We start from the raw sequence: 16284 nt of genomic DNA, 5'->3' as shown, positions 1-16284 counted from the left end.
AGCGGCTAATTAAACTGAGTACAATTAGCCGCTTTAATGCAGTCTAGAAGTGGCAGAACACACAGCATGAAGAAGTACCGCGCGTTTCTCAAATGGGCCGGGGGCAAGTACAGCCTGGTTGATGAAATCCGCCGCCACTTACCGTCGGGGCAGTGTCTGATTGAGCCGTTTGTCGGCGCTGGCTCGGTATTTTTGAATACCGATTTTGAAGAGTATGTGCTGGCGGACATCAACAGCGATCTGATCAATCTCTACAATCTGGTCAAGCAGGATGTAGACAGCTTTATCGCCGATGCCCGTCAGTTGTTTACCCCCGAGCATAACTGCGCGGAAGCCTATTACCGCCTGCGCGATGAGTTTAATCAGACGGTTGATCCTTATCGTCGCGCGGTGATTTTTCTGTATATGAACCGGCATGGCTTTAATGGCCTGTGTCGTTACAACCTGAAAGGCGGTTTTAATGTGCCGTTCGGGTCGTACAAGAAACCCTATTTCCCAGAGCAAGAGCTGCGCTTTTTTGCGCACAAGGCGCAGCGCGCGACCTTTGTGTGTGAAAGTTATGCCCAGACTTTGGCGCGGGTAGATAAACACTGCGTGGTGTACTGCGATCCGCCGTATGCTCCGCTTTCGACCACCGCGAACTTTACCACGTACCACAGCAACGGCTTTTCGCTCGATGATCAGGCCACCTTGGCCGAGCTGGCCGATCAGATTGCAGCCCATCAGCGGGTGCCGGTTCTGATCTCCAATCACGACACGCCGTTGACGCGCCGCCTGTATCAAGGGGCGCAATTGAATGTGGTACAGGTTAAGCGCACCATTAGCCGTAATGGCGGTAGCCGCAATAAAGTCGGCGAGCTGTTGGCGCTGTTTACGTCCGGCGGATGTAAAGCGGGGTGACGGTGGGCGCAAATCGCGCTCATGGTGGTGGTGACCTTTTACGATTGATTTGCTGGAGAGCTGGAAGATGAAGGATTTCCTCATTGCGCCATCAATTTTATCGGCGGACTTCGCCCGTTTGGGGGAAGACGTAGCCAAGGTATTGGCGGCCGGTGCTGATGTAGTGCACTTTGATGTCATGGATAACCATTATGTGCCGAATCTGACGATTGGCCCGATGGTGTGTCAGGCTCTGCGCAACTACGGCATTACTGCGCCGATTGATGTGCACCTGATGGTAAAACCGGTTGATCGCATCATCCCAGATTTTGCCAAAGCGGGCGCCACCTACATCACCTTCCATCCGGAAGCCTCTGAGCATGTCGATCGCACCTTGCAACTGATTAAAGATTGCGGCTGTAAAGCCGGTCTGGTGCTCAACCCAGCCACCTCGCTAAGCTATCTGGATTACGTGATGGATAAGCTGGATGTGATTTTGCTGATGTCGGTGAACCCAGGCTTTGGCGGTCAGTCGTTTATTCCAGCCACGCTGGATAAGCTGCGTGAAGTGCGTCGTCGCATTGATGCCAGTGGCCGCGATATCCGCTTGGAGATCGATGGCGGGGTGAAAGTCGACAATATCCGTGACATAGCAGCGGCTGGCGCGGACATGTTTGTGGCCGGCTCGGCGATTTTTAGCCAGCCAGATTACGCGGCGGTGATTGCTCAGATGCGCGCGGAGCTGGAGTTGGCGGTATGATGCGTTTTTCCGGGGTGCGCAGCGTGGTCTTTGACCTCGACGGCACTCTGATTGACAGCGTACCGGATTTGGCGCTGGCGGTGGATCTGATGCTCGAAGAGCTGCAGTATCCGAAAGCCGGTGAAAATCGGGTGCGGGAATGGATTGGTAACGGGGCCGATATACTGGTAAAGCGGGCGTTGACGTGGGCGCAAGAGGGGTTTGTCCCTGAGCGTCAGCAACTGCGTGAAGCGCGCGCCTTGTTCGATAAGCATTACGCCGCCAATTTGACTGTCGGTAGCCGCTTGTATGCCGGGGTGCTGGACACCTTAGCACGCTTGCGTCAGCAAGGGCTGCCGCTGGGGATCGTGACCAATAAACCGAGTGCCTTTGTGCGCCCGCTGCTGGAAAAATTCGGCTTGAGCGATTACTTCAGTGTGGTGCTGGGCGGCGATGATGTGGTGGTACGTAAACCGCATCCGGCGGCACTGTATCTGGTTCTCGGCACACTGGGGCTGCGCCCTCAAGAATTACTGTTTGTCGGCGACTCAGAAAATGACATTAAAGCGGCCAAAGCGGCCGGTTGTCTGAGCGTTGGCCTCAGTTATGGATACAATTACGGCGAATCCATTGCATTGAGTGAGCCGGATTTGGTATTACATCAGTTTACCGGTTTATTACCGGCGCTAGGCATTGACCGCTGAGAGTCACCGGCTATCGCCGACGCGGATCAGGTTAGAGCATTGAATTTTAGGAAGAGTAGTGATGAGTGAACCCACTGTAAGCAAAAAACCGGTTGTATTAAGCGGCGTGCAGCCTTCCGGCGAACTGACCATCGGTAACTATATGGGTGCACTGCGTCAGTGGGTGAAGATGCAGGATGAGTATGAGTGCCTGTTCTGTATCGTGGACTTGCACGCCATCACTGTTCGTCAAGATCCGGCCACCCTGCGCAAAGCAACTTTAGATACGCTGGCCCTGTATTTGGCCTGTGGTATCGACCCAGAAAAGAGCACCATCTTTGTTCAGTCACATGTGCCAGAGCATGCGCAGTTAGGTTGGGTGCTGAACTGCTACACCTATTTTGGTGAGCTGAGCCGCATGACCCAGTTCAAAGACAAATCCAGCCGTTATGCTGAGAACATCACCGCCGGTCTGTTTGACTATCCGGTGCTGATGGCGGCCGATATCCTGCTGTATCAAGCCGCACAAGTGCCGGTTGGTGAAGATCAGAAGCAGCATTTGGAGCTGAGCCGTGATGTGGCGCAGCGCTTTAATGCGCTGTACGGTGAGATTTTCCGCATTCCTGAGCCATTTATTCCGAAAGTGGGCGCGCGCGTGATGTCACTGCTCGAGCCAACCAAGAAGATGTCTAAATCCGATGACAACCGCAATAACGTGGTTGGCCTGCTGGAAGATCCAAAGTCAGTCACCAAGAAAATCAAACGTGCGATGACCGACTCGGAAGAGCCGCCAGTGGTGCGTTACGACGTGGCGCAAAAACCAGGGGTATCGAACCTACTGGATATTCTGTCTGGCGTAACCGGCAAAACCATTGCTGAGCTGGAGCAGGAATTCGAAGGCAAAATGTACGGTCACTTGAAAGGCGCAGTAGCCGAGGCGGTATCCGGCATGCTGACCGAGCTGCAAGAGCGCTTCCACGCCTATCGTGCTGACGAAGCGTATCTGGAGCAGGTGATGCGTGAGGGGGCGAAGAAAGCCTCTGCGCGCGCCGCCGAGACGTTGGCGAAAGTATACGATGCCGTGGGTTTTGTCGCGCGTCCGTAATGGCGGAGCAATCATTCGCATAATGAATCCATGATGTAAGCCGGCCGGCGCGTTTCGCGTCTGGCCGGTTTTTTTATCCTTCCTTATCTCCTCGTCGAGTATGTTTTGTGCTCGGCTAATGTGCCTTCTGCGGATTGCGCACACTTCGTTTGGGTCACTCCCTAGCTCTTTTTTCGCCTCGTTTTTGCATAATCCCTGCATATTTTTTCAACGTTTGAGCGCGACGTTACACAAAATAACAATATGCGATGATGTGCATAAATATCACTCTAGGGACTACATTTCATTAACGTGCGACAGCAAAGCTGCCGGAATAAAACGTGATTTTCTCGCGACGGCTAGCTCAGTGCTGTTAATAAATGTCGCTGATTGTGTTGGTCTTTTATCTTTGGTGAAAATGAGTTGCAATCGGCTGTCATCAGATTGATTGACAAGATTTGGTCAAGTCACTAGGTTTAGGCATAACCTCACGAATAATAACCCTACCATGGGGCGTCGCCCTGTACGGCGTATCTTACGGTGCACCGAACAGAGCAGTACTACTGTAACGATACGATTACATATTTATTCATTATCAGTTATGGGGATGCCCATAACTGATAAGACCGTGCTTTGCGGCGATTGTTGTTTTGCCGCTTTTCGCGCGGTCATTTTTCACTGTGTAACTTTTCACTTTGTAACAGGGGTATGTCGGTGCGCAGAGTTAGCACCGGCATCGTGCGGATCCCGCCGAGTGGAGAATTCTCCGTTAGCGGTGGGCGCAGAAGGAACAGTACGTGATGTTTTCAGCGCAACAAGGTGAACGTCTGAACAGCCGAGTCAGCCGTTTAAACCACCATCTGTGTGAGGGCGTGTACGAGCGCCAAAATGCCTTCAAACTCAGCCTGCTGGCCGCGTTATCCGGGGAGAGTATTTTCCTGCTCGGGCCACCCGGGATCGGTAAAAGTCTGATCGCCCGCCGTTTGATGTGCGCCTTTAAAGAGGCCAGCACCTTTGAATACCTGATGACCCGCTTTTCCACCCCGGAAGAGGTGTTTGGGCCATTGTCGATTCAGGCGCTCAAAGAGCAAGGGCAGTATGTGCGTCTGACCGAGGGCTATCTGCCGTCTTCCCATATTGTGTTTCTGGATGAGATCTGGAAAGCCAGCCCCGCGATTTTGAATACCCTGCTGACCGTGCTGAACGAGCGCTTGTTTCGTAACGGTACCCAAACCCTGCGTTTGCCGATGCGTTTGTTGCTCACCGCCTCCAATGAATTGCCCGATCCTCAAGGTGGGTTAGACCCGTTTTACGATCGCATGTTGCTGCGGGTGTATGTCGGTAAGGTGGAGCAGAAAGACAATTTTCGCTCGATGGTGGTGGCGGCCGACGATGTGTATCGCGATCCGGTACCACCGGAGCTGAAAATCTCGGAGCAGGAGTATCAGGAGTGGCAGCAACAGATCCCACAGGTGCAGTTACCGGATCCGTGTTTTGAGAAAATTTATTTCATCAAAACGCGGTTGGAGGAAAAGCAGGCGTTAGCGCCGGAGCTGGATCTGTACATTTCCGATCGACGCTGGAAAAAGGCCATTTACTTGCTGCGTGCCTGTGCCTTTTTTAATGGCCGTAGTCAGATCACGCCGCCGGATTTATTGATTTTGGTGAATTGCCTGTGGCGTGATTTGCCGACCCGCGATTTTATCCGCGCCTTAATCGGTGAATATGCCCGTGAGGAAGCCTACGAGCAGCGCGAACTGGCATTGCAAATTAGCCATCTGCAAGAGCAAGTGGCGCGTCAGCAAGAGGCGCGGCGCTTAGCGGTGCGTCCGGCGCTGAAAAAAAGCAGCGGTCTGCGGGGGGAGCGTTATCAGCTGGATCTGACCCATGCGGGGCAGTATCGGCACATGGCGCATAAAGGCTTGCTGCGGTTGATCCCGCTATTGCCTCAGGCGCAGCTCTCCACGCAACCGGCCGAGGCGGCGTACCAGATTCTGGTCGACCCGCAGGAGTTACAAAAGCAGCTGCTGCGCGGCAGCGGCACCATTGCGGCCTTTGTGAATACCCAGACCAGCGTGCAGCACTTGAGCTTTGCTCTCGACAGTCGACAGCAGCTGGTGGTGCGCGATACCCGCAATCAAGATATTCCACTGGGTATCAGTGGAATTTGGCCGGTCAGTACTCATACTGAGCAGGCGTGGCAACAAGAGCTGGATGAGCTAGCCAGCATGCAGCAAAAACTGTATCAGCAACTGATGCTGGCTCGCAGCCAGTTTACCCACACCTTACCGCATCACTTTGCCGATCAGATTTTTATCGACCAAATTCAGGCCAGTCTCGATCAGCTCTTGCAGGAGCTGACTCAGTTGGCGCAGGAGCTGGCGGCGTTGGAGACCTGCTATCGACGAGTGAAAGAGCATGCCTCTGCGTGACGACGAGCTACAGCAAGGGGCGCTAGCTCAGGTCGCCAAGCGGGTTTCCGGCGCGGCGGAGCAACTTGAGCAAGGCGTGGCGCGCGCCACGCGTGGGCAAAGCAGTGGTCAAGGTGGCTGGCTGGGCGGATTGATGCAGCGTGAGGTCGAGCGCTGGAAGCAGCGGATGAGTCTGGTGATCGTGCATCAGCAGTTGTCGCAAACCGCGCTGCATACGCTGGGGCTGTTTCACAGTTACGAGACCATGGAGATGGGGGAGTTTCTGACCCATCTAGAAGCGCTGCGTTTACAAATTAAGGGCATCGCGCCGCTAGAGCAGGCAGTGAAACCTTTAGTGCAGGCGATGAACAGCGCGCCGTCGCCGACGGAGCTGGAGTCGTTACGTCACGATTTTATGCAGCGCTGGCAACACTATCTGGATGAAGATGTGCTGGCCGAGCAGCTACAGTGGCTGGATCAGGCGCGTGAAGAGCAGTTACAGCAATTGTACCGGCGCATGCAGGCCACCGAGCAGCTGTCGCAGCTGGTACCTCCGGGGGATGCGGAGCAGGCTGGACGCTTATGGGATATGGCCGATGCCAGCTTGAGTCAGCAAGAGATGCATGAGCTGGACGCTCTCGCGCGCTGGTTGGCGCGTCAGCCCGAGTTGCAGCAAATTGCCGCGGAGCTTGGCCGACGCGCTGATGAGGAGCGGCGGCGCAAATTATTGCAGCAGGGAAGCAGTCCACGGCCTCAGCCCGATCCAGCGCCAGAAGAGGTGGCCGGGATCCGCTTTGGACGCGATTTAGAGCGCCTGCTGACCACCTCGGCAGTGATGTTGTCGGTGGATGAGCTGGAATACCTATTTTATAAACAACTGGCTGAAGGGCAGCTGCTGAGTTATCAGCTAGAAGGCTTGCAGTGGCAGAAAACGCCCGCGCCACAGGCCACGCCGGCAGCGCGCGCGCCGCAAGATTTGGTGGCCGGTGGCCCCTTTGTGGTGTGTGTGGATACGTCGGGCTCGATGGCCGGTTTTCCCGAGCGCTGCGCCAAGGCGCTGACGCTGGCCTTAATGCAGCAGGCGGTAGCGCAAAATCGGCATTGTCACGTGTTGATCTTCTCAACCCAAGTGGTGGGCTTCGAGCTGTGCGGTGCTGAGGGGCTCAGTCAGGCGAAGGCGTTTCTATCCTATCGTTTCCTTGGTGGGACGGATTTAAACCGCTGTCTGTCACAAGCCATCGCGCGTTTGCAGCAGCAGGCCTACCACAATGCCGATATCGTGGTGATTTCTGATTTTATCGCGCCACGTTGTGGGCTGGAGATCCAGCAGCAATTACCGCAATTGGCAGCGGCGGGTAATCGGCTGCATGCGGTGGCCTTGTCGGCGCAAGGTAACCCGTCGTTACTGGCGTTATTTGACTCGGTGTGGCAGCGCAGCGGTGGGGTCTATGGGCGTTTGTTACGCCGCCAGCGCTGAGTTTTTTCTGGCGGCGTAGCCTGCCAGCAATGACAGATAAAATAAAATTGTCCGCTTTGAGCTGCGCGGTCTATTTTTAATGAGACAGGCATTTGTGTGCGCCGCACACAGGCGGGGCAGGTATCACAGCGAGGCACGATTATGATTGGACATTTCGAACTGAAAAAAGCCAGCGATGGTCAGTTTATGTTTAATCTGAAAGCCAGTAATGGCGAAATTATTCTGACCAGCGAACGCTATACCACGAAGGCGGCGGCGCTAAATGGTATCGAGTCGGTGCAGAAAAATGCCACGGACGAGGCGCATTTTGAACTGAAAGTCGCCAGCTCCAATAAACCCTATTTTGTCCTCAAAGCACGTAATCATCAGGTGATCGGGCAAAGTCAGCTCTACTCTTCCGATGTCTCGGCACAAAACGGGATCCACTCGGTGATGAAAAATGGCGTCAGCACCGACATTCGCGATCTGACGGTTGTGGATAAATGAGTCGCTGGAGCAGGTAAATGGGGTGTCGAAAAGGCATCACAGAGATACCGTCAGGCGCGTAACGTCGAACCTGAGTTAACGCCTGCTGTTCGCGCTGACGTGCATGATAAATGTGTGCATGATAGCCGCACTTCTATCACCCCACACCCGGTACAGGGTGCACGGAGCACGGCAGGATGCCGTGACGCTGATTTTGCGGTAAGGTAATCGGGTGTTAACAAGCGGCAGACCGGCGAGTCTGTCGTTTTGTTTTGGATTCTTTTGCCTGCCCACGATGGCAGCACATTCAGGGATGATGCAATGACCCTCACCGAATGGTTTTCACTGGCCTGTATTTTGATGTTGGGCGCGGTCAGCCCAGGGCCGAGTTTGGTGCTGGTGATCCGCAATACTTCACGTAGTGGGCCGGTTACCGGTTTACTCACCGCGATCGGACATGGCACCGGTGTGGCGCTGTATGCGCTGGCGACTGCTTTTTTCCTCGGCGCGTTGCTACACACTCATCCGCAAATGCTCTTGGTCATCAAAGGCATCGGTATTGTGTGTTTGCTGTATTTTGCTTGGGGCGCGCTGCGCAGCCAAGGGATCAGCGGTTTGGAAAGCAATGCGAGTGGGCCGCGGCGGAATGGTTTGCTGGATGGCTTTTTATTCTCGTTTACCAACCCTAAATTGATGCTGTTTTTTGTCGCGCTGTTTAGCCCGTTTTTGCAAGAGGGGTTTTCGGTGAGCGATAAACTGCTGATCACCACCACGGCGGGGGTGATTGATGGCGGTTGGTATGCGCTGGTGGTGTTACTGATCTCGCAGCCGCTGATTTTCCGTCAGTTGGTGCGAGCCGGTAAGTGGCTGGATCGCGCGATGGGCGTCGTACTGCTGGTGGTGGCCGGTCGTTTACTGCTGCTGTAAAACCCACGTCATGCATGCAAACCGCGCGCAGCTGGGGCGTTACTCAAGTTTTACACGGTGGTGGCCGCTATAGATATGTCTGATAAGTGGGTGGATGCTACCGCTAGCCTAAGAAAGGTGAGCTAATCGCGTAGGCTCATCTCTCGCCCTTTGTTATGCTTGTGGTTTTATGCGCATCCATTTGCTTTGTGGATGCGATCCGCCGCCGGAGCAAAACGCCGGAGCAAAACGCCGGAACAGAACAACGTTCCATGCGGTGTTATCGCAATGCATTTTGGGGGGGCACTTTTTTGTGTCACTCATTTAATCAAGTATTAACAATATCCCATTTTATATTACTTCTATGCGCGCGCGGGTGCAGCGGCATACATCACAAAATGGGACTACAGCGGATCTTTTATGACGATACCACAAGGCTTTAGCGCCGGAGCGGCGACGGAAGTCGATTATGATGCCCGACTGAATCTGATTTCGACCACCACGCCGGATAGCCGGATCACCTATGCTAACCAGAATTTTTGTCAGGTAGCCGGTTATCAGCCTGAGGAGCTCGAGGGCCAGCCGCATAATATCGTACGTCATCCGGATATGCCGAAACCGGCGTTTGCTCAGCTCTGGCAGTATATTCGTGCCGGTAAGAGCTGGATGGGGCTGGTCAAGAACCGTTGTCAGGATGGCGGCTTTTACTGGGTATCGGCTTTTGTTACCCCGATCCTCAATGCGCGCGGCGAGGTCATCGAGTATCAATCGGTGCGCAGTAAGCCCGATCGCGAAAGTGTGGCGCGCGCAGAAGCCCTGTATGCCGATTTGCGGCGCAATAAAACGCCGCGCTTACGCCGTCTGGCGTTGATGGCAGGGTTGCCGGTCTTAACACTTGGCAGCGTGCTGTTACAAGGTATCGCGCTGTGGCAGCAGGGGCTATCCCTGACCGGTGGATTGGGCTTGCTGGGCTGTGGCTTGGCCGGCGCGGTGAGTGTGTATCTGGTGGGGCGGCTGCGCACTTTGCAGCAACTGGCGCAGAAGACCTATGACAACCCATTGATGGAAAAAGTGTACACCGGCCGCTTTGATGATTTTTCGGTGATTGAACTGGCCTTGAAGATGCGTCAGGCTGAGTTACGGGCGATTGTTGGGCGGGCGACCGAAACCTCTGGCCGCATTTTAACGGCCGCCGAGCAAGAGCTGCAAAACAGTCAGCAGATTGAGTCTAATTTGCGTCAGCAAATGCTGGCGACTGAGCATGTGAGCGTGGCGATGGATCAGATGTCGTCCTCGATTCATGAAGTGGCGGAAAGCGCGGCGCTGGCGTCGAGCATCACCACCCAAGCACAGCAGATTTCGCGCGAAGGCCAGCAGAGTGTCGAAACCACCATCAATTCGGTGCATGCCTTGCATGAGGAGTTGGATAACTCCAAGCAAGTGATCCACGATTTGTCGCAAAGCAGTACCCAAATTGAAGGGATTTTGGATGTGATTGGCGCGATTGCCGATCAAACCAACTTGCTGGCGCTGAATGCGGCGATTGAAGCGGCGCGCGCCGGAGAAGCAGGGCGTGGTTTTGCGGTGGTTGCCGATGAGGTGCGCTCTTTAGCGCAGAAAACCCAGTCATCGACCGGCGAAATTCAGCAGATGATCACCCGCTTGCAGGCGATTGCGGCGCAGGCGGTGGAAGCGGTCGAGCGCGGGACGTCGTTGTCGGAGCAGTGCAATCAGCAAGCGGCGGAAACCGGTCATCGCTTGGTGCAAATTAACGAAGTGCTCAACCAAGTGACTGACAGCAGCCGACAGATTGCTGATGCGGTAGAAGAGCAGGCTAAGATGAATGATCAGATCTCGCACAACATCGAGAATATCAATCAGCTGACGGTGGCCACCGCTGGCAGCAGTGATCAATCGGTAGATAGCACGCGTCAGTTGGTCGCGCAGCTGGAAGCGATGCGCCGTTTGATGCTGCAATTTGAACGCGCGATTTAAGGTGTGATGCCTAAGCGTATTCGCCATGCAGAAACAAAAAAACCGGCCAAGGCCGGTTTTTTTATGGGCAGACTTTTCTGCCGAGCGGTATATCGTCTAGCAGTTAGACGTGACCGTGGTTGCGGTGCTGAGTGAACAGCGCCAGCAGTGCGGTCAGGACAAATACCGCCGCATACAGACCGTTGGCACTCCACAGCGCCACTTTCGGCCCATAGTGATGGATAATCGGGCTACTGACGACGAACGTCAGCATAGTACCGACGGTGCCGCTGGTCAGGATGAAGTTCACTAGACGCGGTGAAGACACCTTGGTCTGCTGCGAACCCAGGGTGATCAGCGAGGTATAAATGGCGCTCGACACAAAGCCCAGAGCAATAATGCTGATATGCAGGTAGTGACCGCTGTTATCGCCAATGAACACATACATGGCGAGCGCAGCCAGCAGCGTCAGACCGAGCACCAGACGGTACAGGTCAAAAAAGCGCACGATCACACTGAAAATCCACATCCCAATCATGTAGGCCATCCAGAAACTACCGACCAGTGCGCCAGCTTTTTCCACGCTCATACTAAATTGGGTGCTGACATAATCTGGCAGCCAAGAGATGAAAATCATCTGACCGAGGATGTAGCACAGCGCAGCGGCGGCAATCACAAACACCCCAGTGCCCCAGCGTTCGCTGCTAATGACCGCGTTGCCATCGCTGTCGTTTTTATGCAGCGGTGGGAATTCGGAGGTCATGGTCAACAGGTAAATCGCCAGATACACCACGCCAATTAGCGCATATACCCAGTACCACGCAGCGTGACTCGCCAGAATATAACCGGCCGCCACCGGGAAAATCATCCCCGCCATGCTGAAGAATGAGTCGGTGATCAGCAGCATCGAACCACGGCGACGGCCATGGTACAGCTGGGTGATCAGGAAAGTACCAATCGACATGGTAATACCGCTCACGACCCCGAGAATAAACATACACAGGGAGAACAGCATCAGCCCTTTGCTGAACATCAGGCCGACCACGCTAAACAGCATCAGCACGAAACCGATACTCAGTTGGCGTTTCAGCGAAATGATGTGGACTAGCCAGGCATTGAGGAAAATGGCTACCAGAATACCGGTATTGAGGAAGGTAAAGGTATTCCCCATGCTCGCCAGCGGAATATGAAAGAAGTCGGCAACCGAATTCATCACGATACCGGTGACAACGATTAAGGCACCGGTTAAACCGAATGACAGAAAACTGATCCAGGTTAACCGGAGGCGGTTCATTGTGCTCATCGCAAATTACCGTAATTGAAAAGAAGGAAAAATGAAAAGCGCGAAGTCTATGTGAAACGATTGCGCGATTTTGTGTTCTGGATCACTAAAATAGCATATTAAGTCAGACAAAAGCGCAGGAAACTGTGATCTGGAGGTATGCGACCTGTTTTTTTATCCCCTATGGGGGGCTAATGCCACGAAATGACAAAACAAGCGGTCTGCCACAGAGTATCGTGCCGAGCATAAGAAAACCTGCTCTGGGTAGTCAGTGTGACTAGCACAAGAGTAAGGATCCCATTTCGGTGAACAGGAGAGATACACATGTTATCCCGTACTGGTGTTTCGCGTTTAATGATTGTTCTGCTGACGTCAGCTTCCCTGCTGTCTGCTCCAGCGGCACTGGCGGCTAACCGCCTGACCAAAGGCGCAATGGTTGGCGCTGCAGTAGGTCTGGTTTCTGGTCAGGGCGTGAATGGCGTGCTGAAAGGCGCAGCATTTGGTGCTGGTGTTGGTGCCATGACCGAAGACGGTAAAAAAGGTAAGAAAGCCCGTAAAGGCGCCAAAGTGGGTGCGATTGCGGGTGCCGCAGCAGGTCTGCTGTCTGGCAACGGTATTGAAGGTGCGCTGAAAGGTGCTGCCGTTGGTGGTGCTGGTGGCGCGATTCTGGGCCGCATTAACTGATTTTAGTTGTAAACAGATTACAGGATAAAAAAGATGAAAAAGGCAGTATTGTTTGCTCTGGCCGTTACCGCAGCTCCAGCCGTATGGGCGAATGCCGATGCAGGTTTGCCAGCCGATGTGTACATCACTTGTGCTGAAGCCGGTGCGATGGCAAAAGAGCACAGCCAAGATGTTGCTGATCTGGTGGCGATGATGGGTAACGCGAGCGTTGAAACTCGTAACCTGAAGATTGCCAAATCTGCCGACACTGACAAGAAAGTGATCGAGAACCTGAACGCGTTCTGCGCCAAAGATCCACAAATGCTGCTGATCACCGCGATGGATAACGCCATGCGTCAGCTGGCAGGCGAAAAACTGTAATCACTGCGTGTGTGCTTGCCGACTGATTTTGGTCGGCCGGGAGAGAAAAACGGGAGGCCAGTGGCTTCCCGTTTTGTTATCTGGGGTTTACGCCCACTGCGCAGTGATGGTTCGCGTTGCGCGTGCGATTGCCGGTATATCTGGGTATAGATGCGGGTATTGCGGTGGGTATCGATACCGGTAGCGGCGTAGTGGAGCATGGCGTGACCGCCCCCTTACCTGAAGTTTAGCGACTGGGTTATCAGATTGATTTTCATCCGCAATCTGGGTATAACCGCAGCGACACGCCGCATTGCGCGGTTTTCTTTCGCTGTTTTTTTGCCTCAGGCGCGAGTGTTTATGTTGCTGCTTATCGATAACTAACACTCTTGTTTTTTACCGTTTGTAGTAGTTCGCCAATTCATAAAAATTCCTTACTTTACATTGCCTTGTGTTTTTCGTTGTTCGACGTTGTTCACTGTCATTAAATGAAAAAGCGGGTATCATTGCGGGTATCAAAATCAGGATATCCGACTTATGGCACTGACAGACGCGAAGATCAGAAATACCAAACCTTCCGATAAACCTATCAAACTGACGGACGCTGGTGGCTTGTATTTAGAAATACGCCCGAACGGTAATAGGTTCTGGCGTTACCGATACCGCATAGCAGGTAAAGAGAATGTGTTTGCGCTGGGGGAATACCCCGAGATGAGCTTGGCGGAGGCGAGAAAAGCTCGTGATAGGGCAAGGGATTTGGTTAGGAAAGGCATTCACCCTGCCCACCAGCGTCAGACCGAACGCCTTGTGCTTACCCATGCAAATGCGAATACTTTTGAAGCGATTGCTCGTGAATGGATTGAGAAGAAAGAAGGTGGTTGGTCTCCATACTATCTACGTCAGGTTAATCGCTTTCTAGCTTCGGATGTGTTTCCCTTCATTGGCCATTTGCCGATTAAGCATGTTACGGCTGCGCATATCTTAGAACTTATGAACCGAGCGCATGCTAGAGGCGCGTCTTCTGTAGCAAACCTGATTAGGCAATGGTCATCGGCTATTTTTTGCTATGCGGTAGCGACATTGAGAGCAGACGCTGATCCTGCCGCCGCTCTCAAGAGGGCGGTTCCACGAAAGAAAGCTGTTCACCACAAACCGTTATTGCTCAATCAGCTGATAGGGTTAAATCAGGCGATAGATACCTATTCAGGTACGCGCCCAATTGCCATTGCTCTGAAGTTACTGATGTTGCTGTTCGTGAGAACGGCAGAGCTGCGTAAAGCCTGTTGGCATGAGTTTGATTTTGAGCGTTCGGAATGGCGTATTCCGGCTGAAAAGATGAAAGCGGGTATGGCGCATATTGTACCGCTATCAACGCAAGCAATGGCGCTGTTACAAGAACTACGCCACTTTACAGGAAACCATGAGTTGCTGTTTCCTAATGTACGTGATCCACATAAGCCGATATCACCCACCACACTGAATCGGGCATTAGAGCGGCTTGGGTTCAACGGGGAAGACACGATTGATTTTTCTGCCCATGGTTTTCGTGCCACCGCGTCCACCATACTCAATGAGGCAGGGTATCGCCCTGATATCATCGAACGGCAACTTGCGCATAAAGAGCGTAATCAGGTGAGGGCAAGCTATAACCAAGCCGAATACCTTATCGAAAGAAAACGTATGATGCAGGATTGGGCGGATATTATTGAACAAGGGAATATCAGCACGCTCACGCCGACTTTTCTTAGCGTTGTTGCCTAGGCCGTTTGGCATCACAGATAAAAAAAGGGTTGGCTCTTGCCAACCCTTTTAAATTTATAGTGCATTTTCTAAGTGTAGTGAGCTAGGTGCTGGGTTCTCTCCCCCATTGAGCTCATCCCTTGTTTCTTTAAATAATTTAACTCCTTGCGTTGCCTCTAGCATTCCTCTGATTCGTCCTGATATTTCAATTGAGGCTTCTGAATACGTCATATTCCTTTCCTTGTTTGCCTTTTGTAGTCGCGAGGTTGCGACCTGATGAACTTTATCTTCTCCGTGTTCTTTAATAGCTTTTTGTAGATGGTAGGCTTCATTTGCTGCACCTAGGCTATCTTTTGCGAATTTGGCAGAATCCGAAGCGTTGTCAGACAGGTTTCTAATGATATCAATAAAATTTATGGTCATGAGTTTTGCTCACTTTAAAAAGTTGAACTATCAGATTTGCATGGTTGCGCTTTAAGCGTATTGCGAGAGTTAGATTATTCGATATTTGGTTTTTTGACAAAACAATAGATAGTCTTCCATCGTTTAATGCATACCAATAAATCGTTTTATAATATTCGATTTTTATGAATTCATTAAGAATGAATACTATTTTGATTGTCTTGATATTCATATTTTGCTAATTTTATTGATATGAATAGATTTTTTGTATTTCTCTGTTCAAGTGTTTTGGTTTTCAGTGTGATGTGTTTTTTTTAAATAAATGGATATTTTTTATGCGTTTGAGAAATGACTTTAAAAACCCATATGCAAACACAGTGCAATGCATTATCTCTGAGATACTGCAATTACTGCTTATAGTTGAGCGAATTAAGGCTGATGAAGAGGCGATTAGGAGGCTTAGATCCCTTGTGTCTTTATATGAAAAATTCAATGAGTTGAGTGAGCCTTACCCACAGTATTTTCTTTATGAGAATAAGGCAAATAGTGCGCAAGTATTACTTTGCGATGTTCTTGATCAGGGGCTTAAAGCAACCTTTTTTTTGATAAAGATAATTGATTTTGTGGAGTCTCAACCTCCATACCGCAGGAGTGAGAATAGAGAACTGAGTAAAGATGATCCACATATTGACTCTTGGCATAAAAACTTATCAAAAATCATTGATTCTGAGCAGTATGGGTTTGAAAATCTGAGTCCGTGGAGACTCCACTACCCTCATCAACAGATTGTACTAGCTTATTTACATGGAGAGGAATTAATAAAGAAAGTCAACCAATTAAAGCAGCTTGATTTTAAAGAAAGTATAAATACAGCTAGTGATAGGGTTATCAATGAGTATTCAAATGCTTTTGGCTCCGGAGTGGATAAAGAGGTTAAGGAGTTAATACTAGAGCAGCATATTAACTCTAGGGCTACTGAATGGTTTGCTGAGAAAATATCATTTATTATCGATGACATAAATAGGGTGTTAAGTTGGTCATTTGACGAGGGGAGTTATTTTGCTAATCACAAAATTGAAAAGAAAACAAAAGAAATGGGGGGGCCTTGGGGAGGGCGTGATGCTGAACAGTCTGTATTAACTATCGATGTGTTAGAAAGTGAAATAAAGGCTGCGATTGAAAAAACGAGCTTTACTTAATTTCAAAAAAAATCATGTAT

At 51.7% G+C, this 16284-nt stretch carries 15 protein-coding genes; 13 read left to right on the top strand and 2 right to left on the bottom strand.

The features are described from left to right. Nucleotides 1–66: 66 nt before the first annotated feature. The 9 genes from dam (at nt 67) to L975_RS03055 (ending at nt 10639) form a co-directional block, all read left to right on the top strand. Nucleotides 67–900 carry an adenine-specific DNA-methyltransferase gene (gene dam / locus L975_RS03095; protein WP_047707126.1) on the top strand — a complete coding sequence of 278 codons (834 nt, stop codon included), beginning with the start codon at nt 67–69 and terminating at the stop codon, nt 898–900. Nucleotides 901–967: 67 nt separating this feature from the next. Continuing rightward, a complete protein-coding gene (gene rpe / locus L975_RS03090; RefSeq protein WP_010862770.1) occupies nt 968–1639 on the top strand; it encodes a ribulose-phosphate 3-epimerase in 672 nt (223 codons plus the stop codon). Continuing rightward, nucleotides 1636–2322: a phosphoglycolate phosphatase gene (locus tag L975_RS03085; protein ID WP_010862769.1), complete on the top strand. Its 687-nt coding sequence runs from the start codon at nt 1636–1638 to the stop codon at nt 2320–2322. The genes rpe and L975_RS03085 overlap by 4 nt, the downstream gene beginning before the upstream one ends. Before the next feature lie 61 nt (nt 2323–2383). Beyond that, nucleotides 2384–3406, top strand: coding sequence for a tryptophan--tRNA ligase (gene trpS / locus L975_RS03080; RefSeq protein WP_010862768.1), 1023 nt, complete (start codon nt 2384–2386; stop codon nt 3404–3406). 779 nt (nt 3407–4185) lie between these two features. After that, nucleotides 4186–5817 carry an AAA family ATPase gene (locus L975_RS03075; protein WP_052181236.1) on the top strand — a complete coding sequence of 544 codons (1632 nt, stop codon included), beginning with the start codon at nt 4186–4188 and terminating at the stop codon, nt 5815–5817. Continuing rightward, on the top strand, nt 5804–7273 hold the full coding sequence (locus L975_RS03070; RefSeq protein WP_052181235.1) for a VWA domain-containing protein: 1470 nt from the start codon (nt 5804–5806) through the stop codon (nt 7271–7273). The genes L975_RS03075 and L975_RS03070 overlap by 14 nt, the downstream gene beginning before the upstream one ends. 138 nt (nt 7274–7411) lie before the next feature. Continuing rightward, nucleotides 7412–7759, top strand: coding sequence for a YegP family protein (locus L975_RS03065; protein WP_036769217.1), 348 nt, complete (start codon nt 7412–7414; stop codon nt 7757–7759). 300 nt (nt 7760–8059) lie between these two features. Beyond that, entirely contained in the window at nt 8060–8665 is a 606-nt protein-coding gene (locus L975_RS03060; protein WP_047707124.1) for a LysE family translocator, read from the top strand. 399 nt (nt 8666–9064) lie between these two features. Further along, nucleotides 9065–10639, top strand: coding sequence for a PAS domain-containing methyl-accepting chemotaxis protein (locus L975_RS03055; protein ID WP_010862763.1), 1575 nt, complete (start codon nt 9065–9067; stop codon nt 10637–10639). Between the two features lie 103 nt (nt 10640–10742). On the opposite strand, the gene tsgA is transcribed toward L975_RS03055, so the two are convergent. Continuing rightward, nucleotides 10743–11921 (bottom strand): MFS transporter TsgA, encoded by a 1179-nt coding sequence (gene tsgA, locus L975_RS03050; protein WP_036768678.1) that lies wholly within the window; start codon nt 11919–11921, stop codon nt 10743–10745. Between the two features lie 333 nt (nt 11922–12254). On the opposite strand from tsgA, the gene L975_RS03045 reads away from it, so the two are divergent. The 3 genes from L975_RS03045 (at nt 12255) to L975_RS03035 (ending at nt 14684) form a co-directional block, all read left to right on the top strand. Further along, nucleotides 12255–12584, top strand: coding sequence for a glycine zipper family protein (locus tag L975_RS03045; RefSeq protein ID WP_081632834.1), 330 nt, complete (start codon nt 12255–12257; stop codon nt 12582–12584). A gap of 33 nt (nt 12585–12617) precedes the next feature. Beyond that, entirely contained in the window at nt 12618–12944 is a 327-nt protein-coding gene (locus L975_RS03040; RefSeq protein WP_010862760.1) for a YmgD family protein, read from the top strand. A gap of 516 nt (nt 12945–13460) precedes the next feature. Then, nucleotides 13461–14684, top strand: coding sequence for an integrase arm-type DNA-binding domain-containing protein (locus L975_RS03035; RefSeq protein WP_052181234.1), 1224 nt, complete (start codon nt 13461–13463; stop codon nt 14682–14684). 54 nt (nt 14685–14738) lie between these two features. Here L975_RS03035 and L975_RS03030 read toward each other — a convergent pair whose 3' ends face one another. After that, nucleotides 14739–15086 carry a hypothetical protein gene (locus tag L975_RS03030; protein ID WP_047707121.1) on the bottom strand — a complete coding sequence of 116 codons (348 nt, stop codon included), beginning with the start codon at nt 15084–15086 and terminating at the stop codon, nt 14739–14741. Nucleotides 15087–15400: 314 nt separating this feature from the next. Here L975_RS03030 and L975_RS03025 point away from each other — a divergent pair, with 314 nt between their 5' ends. Next, the gene (locus L975_RS03025; RefSeq protein WP_047707119.1) at nt 15401–16264 is read left to right on the top strand and encodes a hypothetical protein; all 864 of its coding nucleotides are present in this window, start codon (nt 15401–15403) and stop codon (nt 16262–16264) included. Nucleotides 16265–16284 lie beyond the last annotated feature (20 nt).

Origin of the sequence: Plesiomonas sp. ZOR0011 (genome assembly GCF_000800945.1) — a bacterium.
Taxonomy (GTDB): domain Bacteria; phylum Pseudomonadota; class Gammaproteobacteria; order Enterobacterales; family CAMTGL01; genus Plesiomonas; species Plesiomonas shigelloides.
The sequence above is the reverse complement of the archived record's forward strand: the minus strand, read 5'-3'. Positions and strand labels throughout refer to the sequence as shown.

What these genes read in the sequence shown, in the direction of transcription:
- L975_RS03055 (WP_010862763.1), top strand. Translation starts at nt 9,065, where the DNA reads ATGACGATACCACAAGGCTTTAGCGCCGGAGCGGCGACGGAAGTCGAT.
- L975_RS03035 (WP_052181234.1), top strand. Translation starts at nt 13,461, where the DNA reads ATGGCACTGACAGACGCGAAGATCAGAAATACCAAACCTTCCGATAAA.
- L975_RS03060 (WP_047707124.1), top strand. Translation starts at nt 8,060, where the DNA reads ATGACCCTCACCGAATGGTTTTCACTGGCCTGTATTTTGATGTTGGGC.
- dam (WP_047707126.1), top strand. Translation starts at nt 67, where the DNA reads ATGAAGAAGTACCGCGCGTTTCTCAAATGGGCCGGGGGCAAGTACAGC.
- rpe (WP_010862770.1), top strand. Translation starts at nt 968, where the DNA reads ATGAAGGATTTCCTCATTGCGCCATCAATTTTATCGGCGGACTTCGCC.
- L975_RS03085 (WP_010862769.1), top strand. Translation starts at nt 1,636, where the DNA reads ATGATGCGTTTTTCCGGGGTGCGCAGCGTGGTCTTTGACCTCGACGGC.
- L975_RS03040 (WP_010862760.1), top strand. Translation starts at nt 12,618, where the DNA reads ATGAAAAAGGCAGTATTGTTTGCTCTGGCCGTTACCGCAGCTCCAGCC.
- tsgA (WP_036768678.1), bottom strand. Translation starts at nt 11,921, where the DNA reads ATGAGCACAATGAACCGCCTCCGGTTAACCTGGATCAGTTTTCTGTCA.
- trpS (WP_010862768.1), top strand. Translation starts at nt 2,384, where the DNA reads ATGAGTGAACCCACTGTAAGCAAAAAACCGGTTGTATTAAGCGGCGTG.
- L975_RS03070 (WP_052181235.1), top strand. Translation starts at nt 5,804, where the DNA reads ATGCCTCTGCGTGACGACGAGCTACAGCAAGGGGCGCTAGCTCAGGTC.
- L975_RS03075 (WP_052181236.1), top strand. Translation starts at nt 4,186, where the DNA reads ATGTTTTCAGCGCAACAAGGTGAACGTCTGAACAGCCGAGTCAGCCGT.
- L975_RS03025 (WP_047707119.1), top strand. Translation starts at nt 15,401, where the DNA reads ATGCGTTTGAGAAATGACTTTAAAAACCCATATGCAAACACAGTGCAA.
- L975_RS03045 (WP_081632834.1), top strand. Translation starts at nt 12,255, where the DNA reads ATGATTGTTCTGCTGACGTCAGCTTCCCTGCTGTCTGCTCCAGCGGCA.
- L975_RS03030 (WP_047707121.1), bottom strand. Translation starts at nt 15,086, where the DNA reads ATGACCATAAATTTTATTGATATCATTAGAAACCTGTCTGACAACGCT.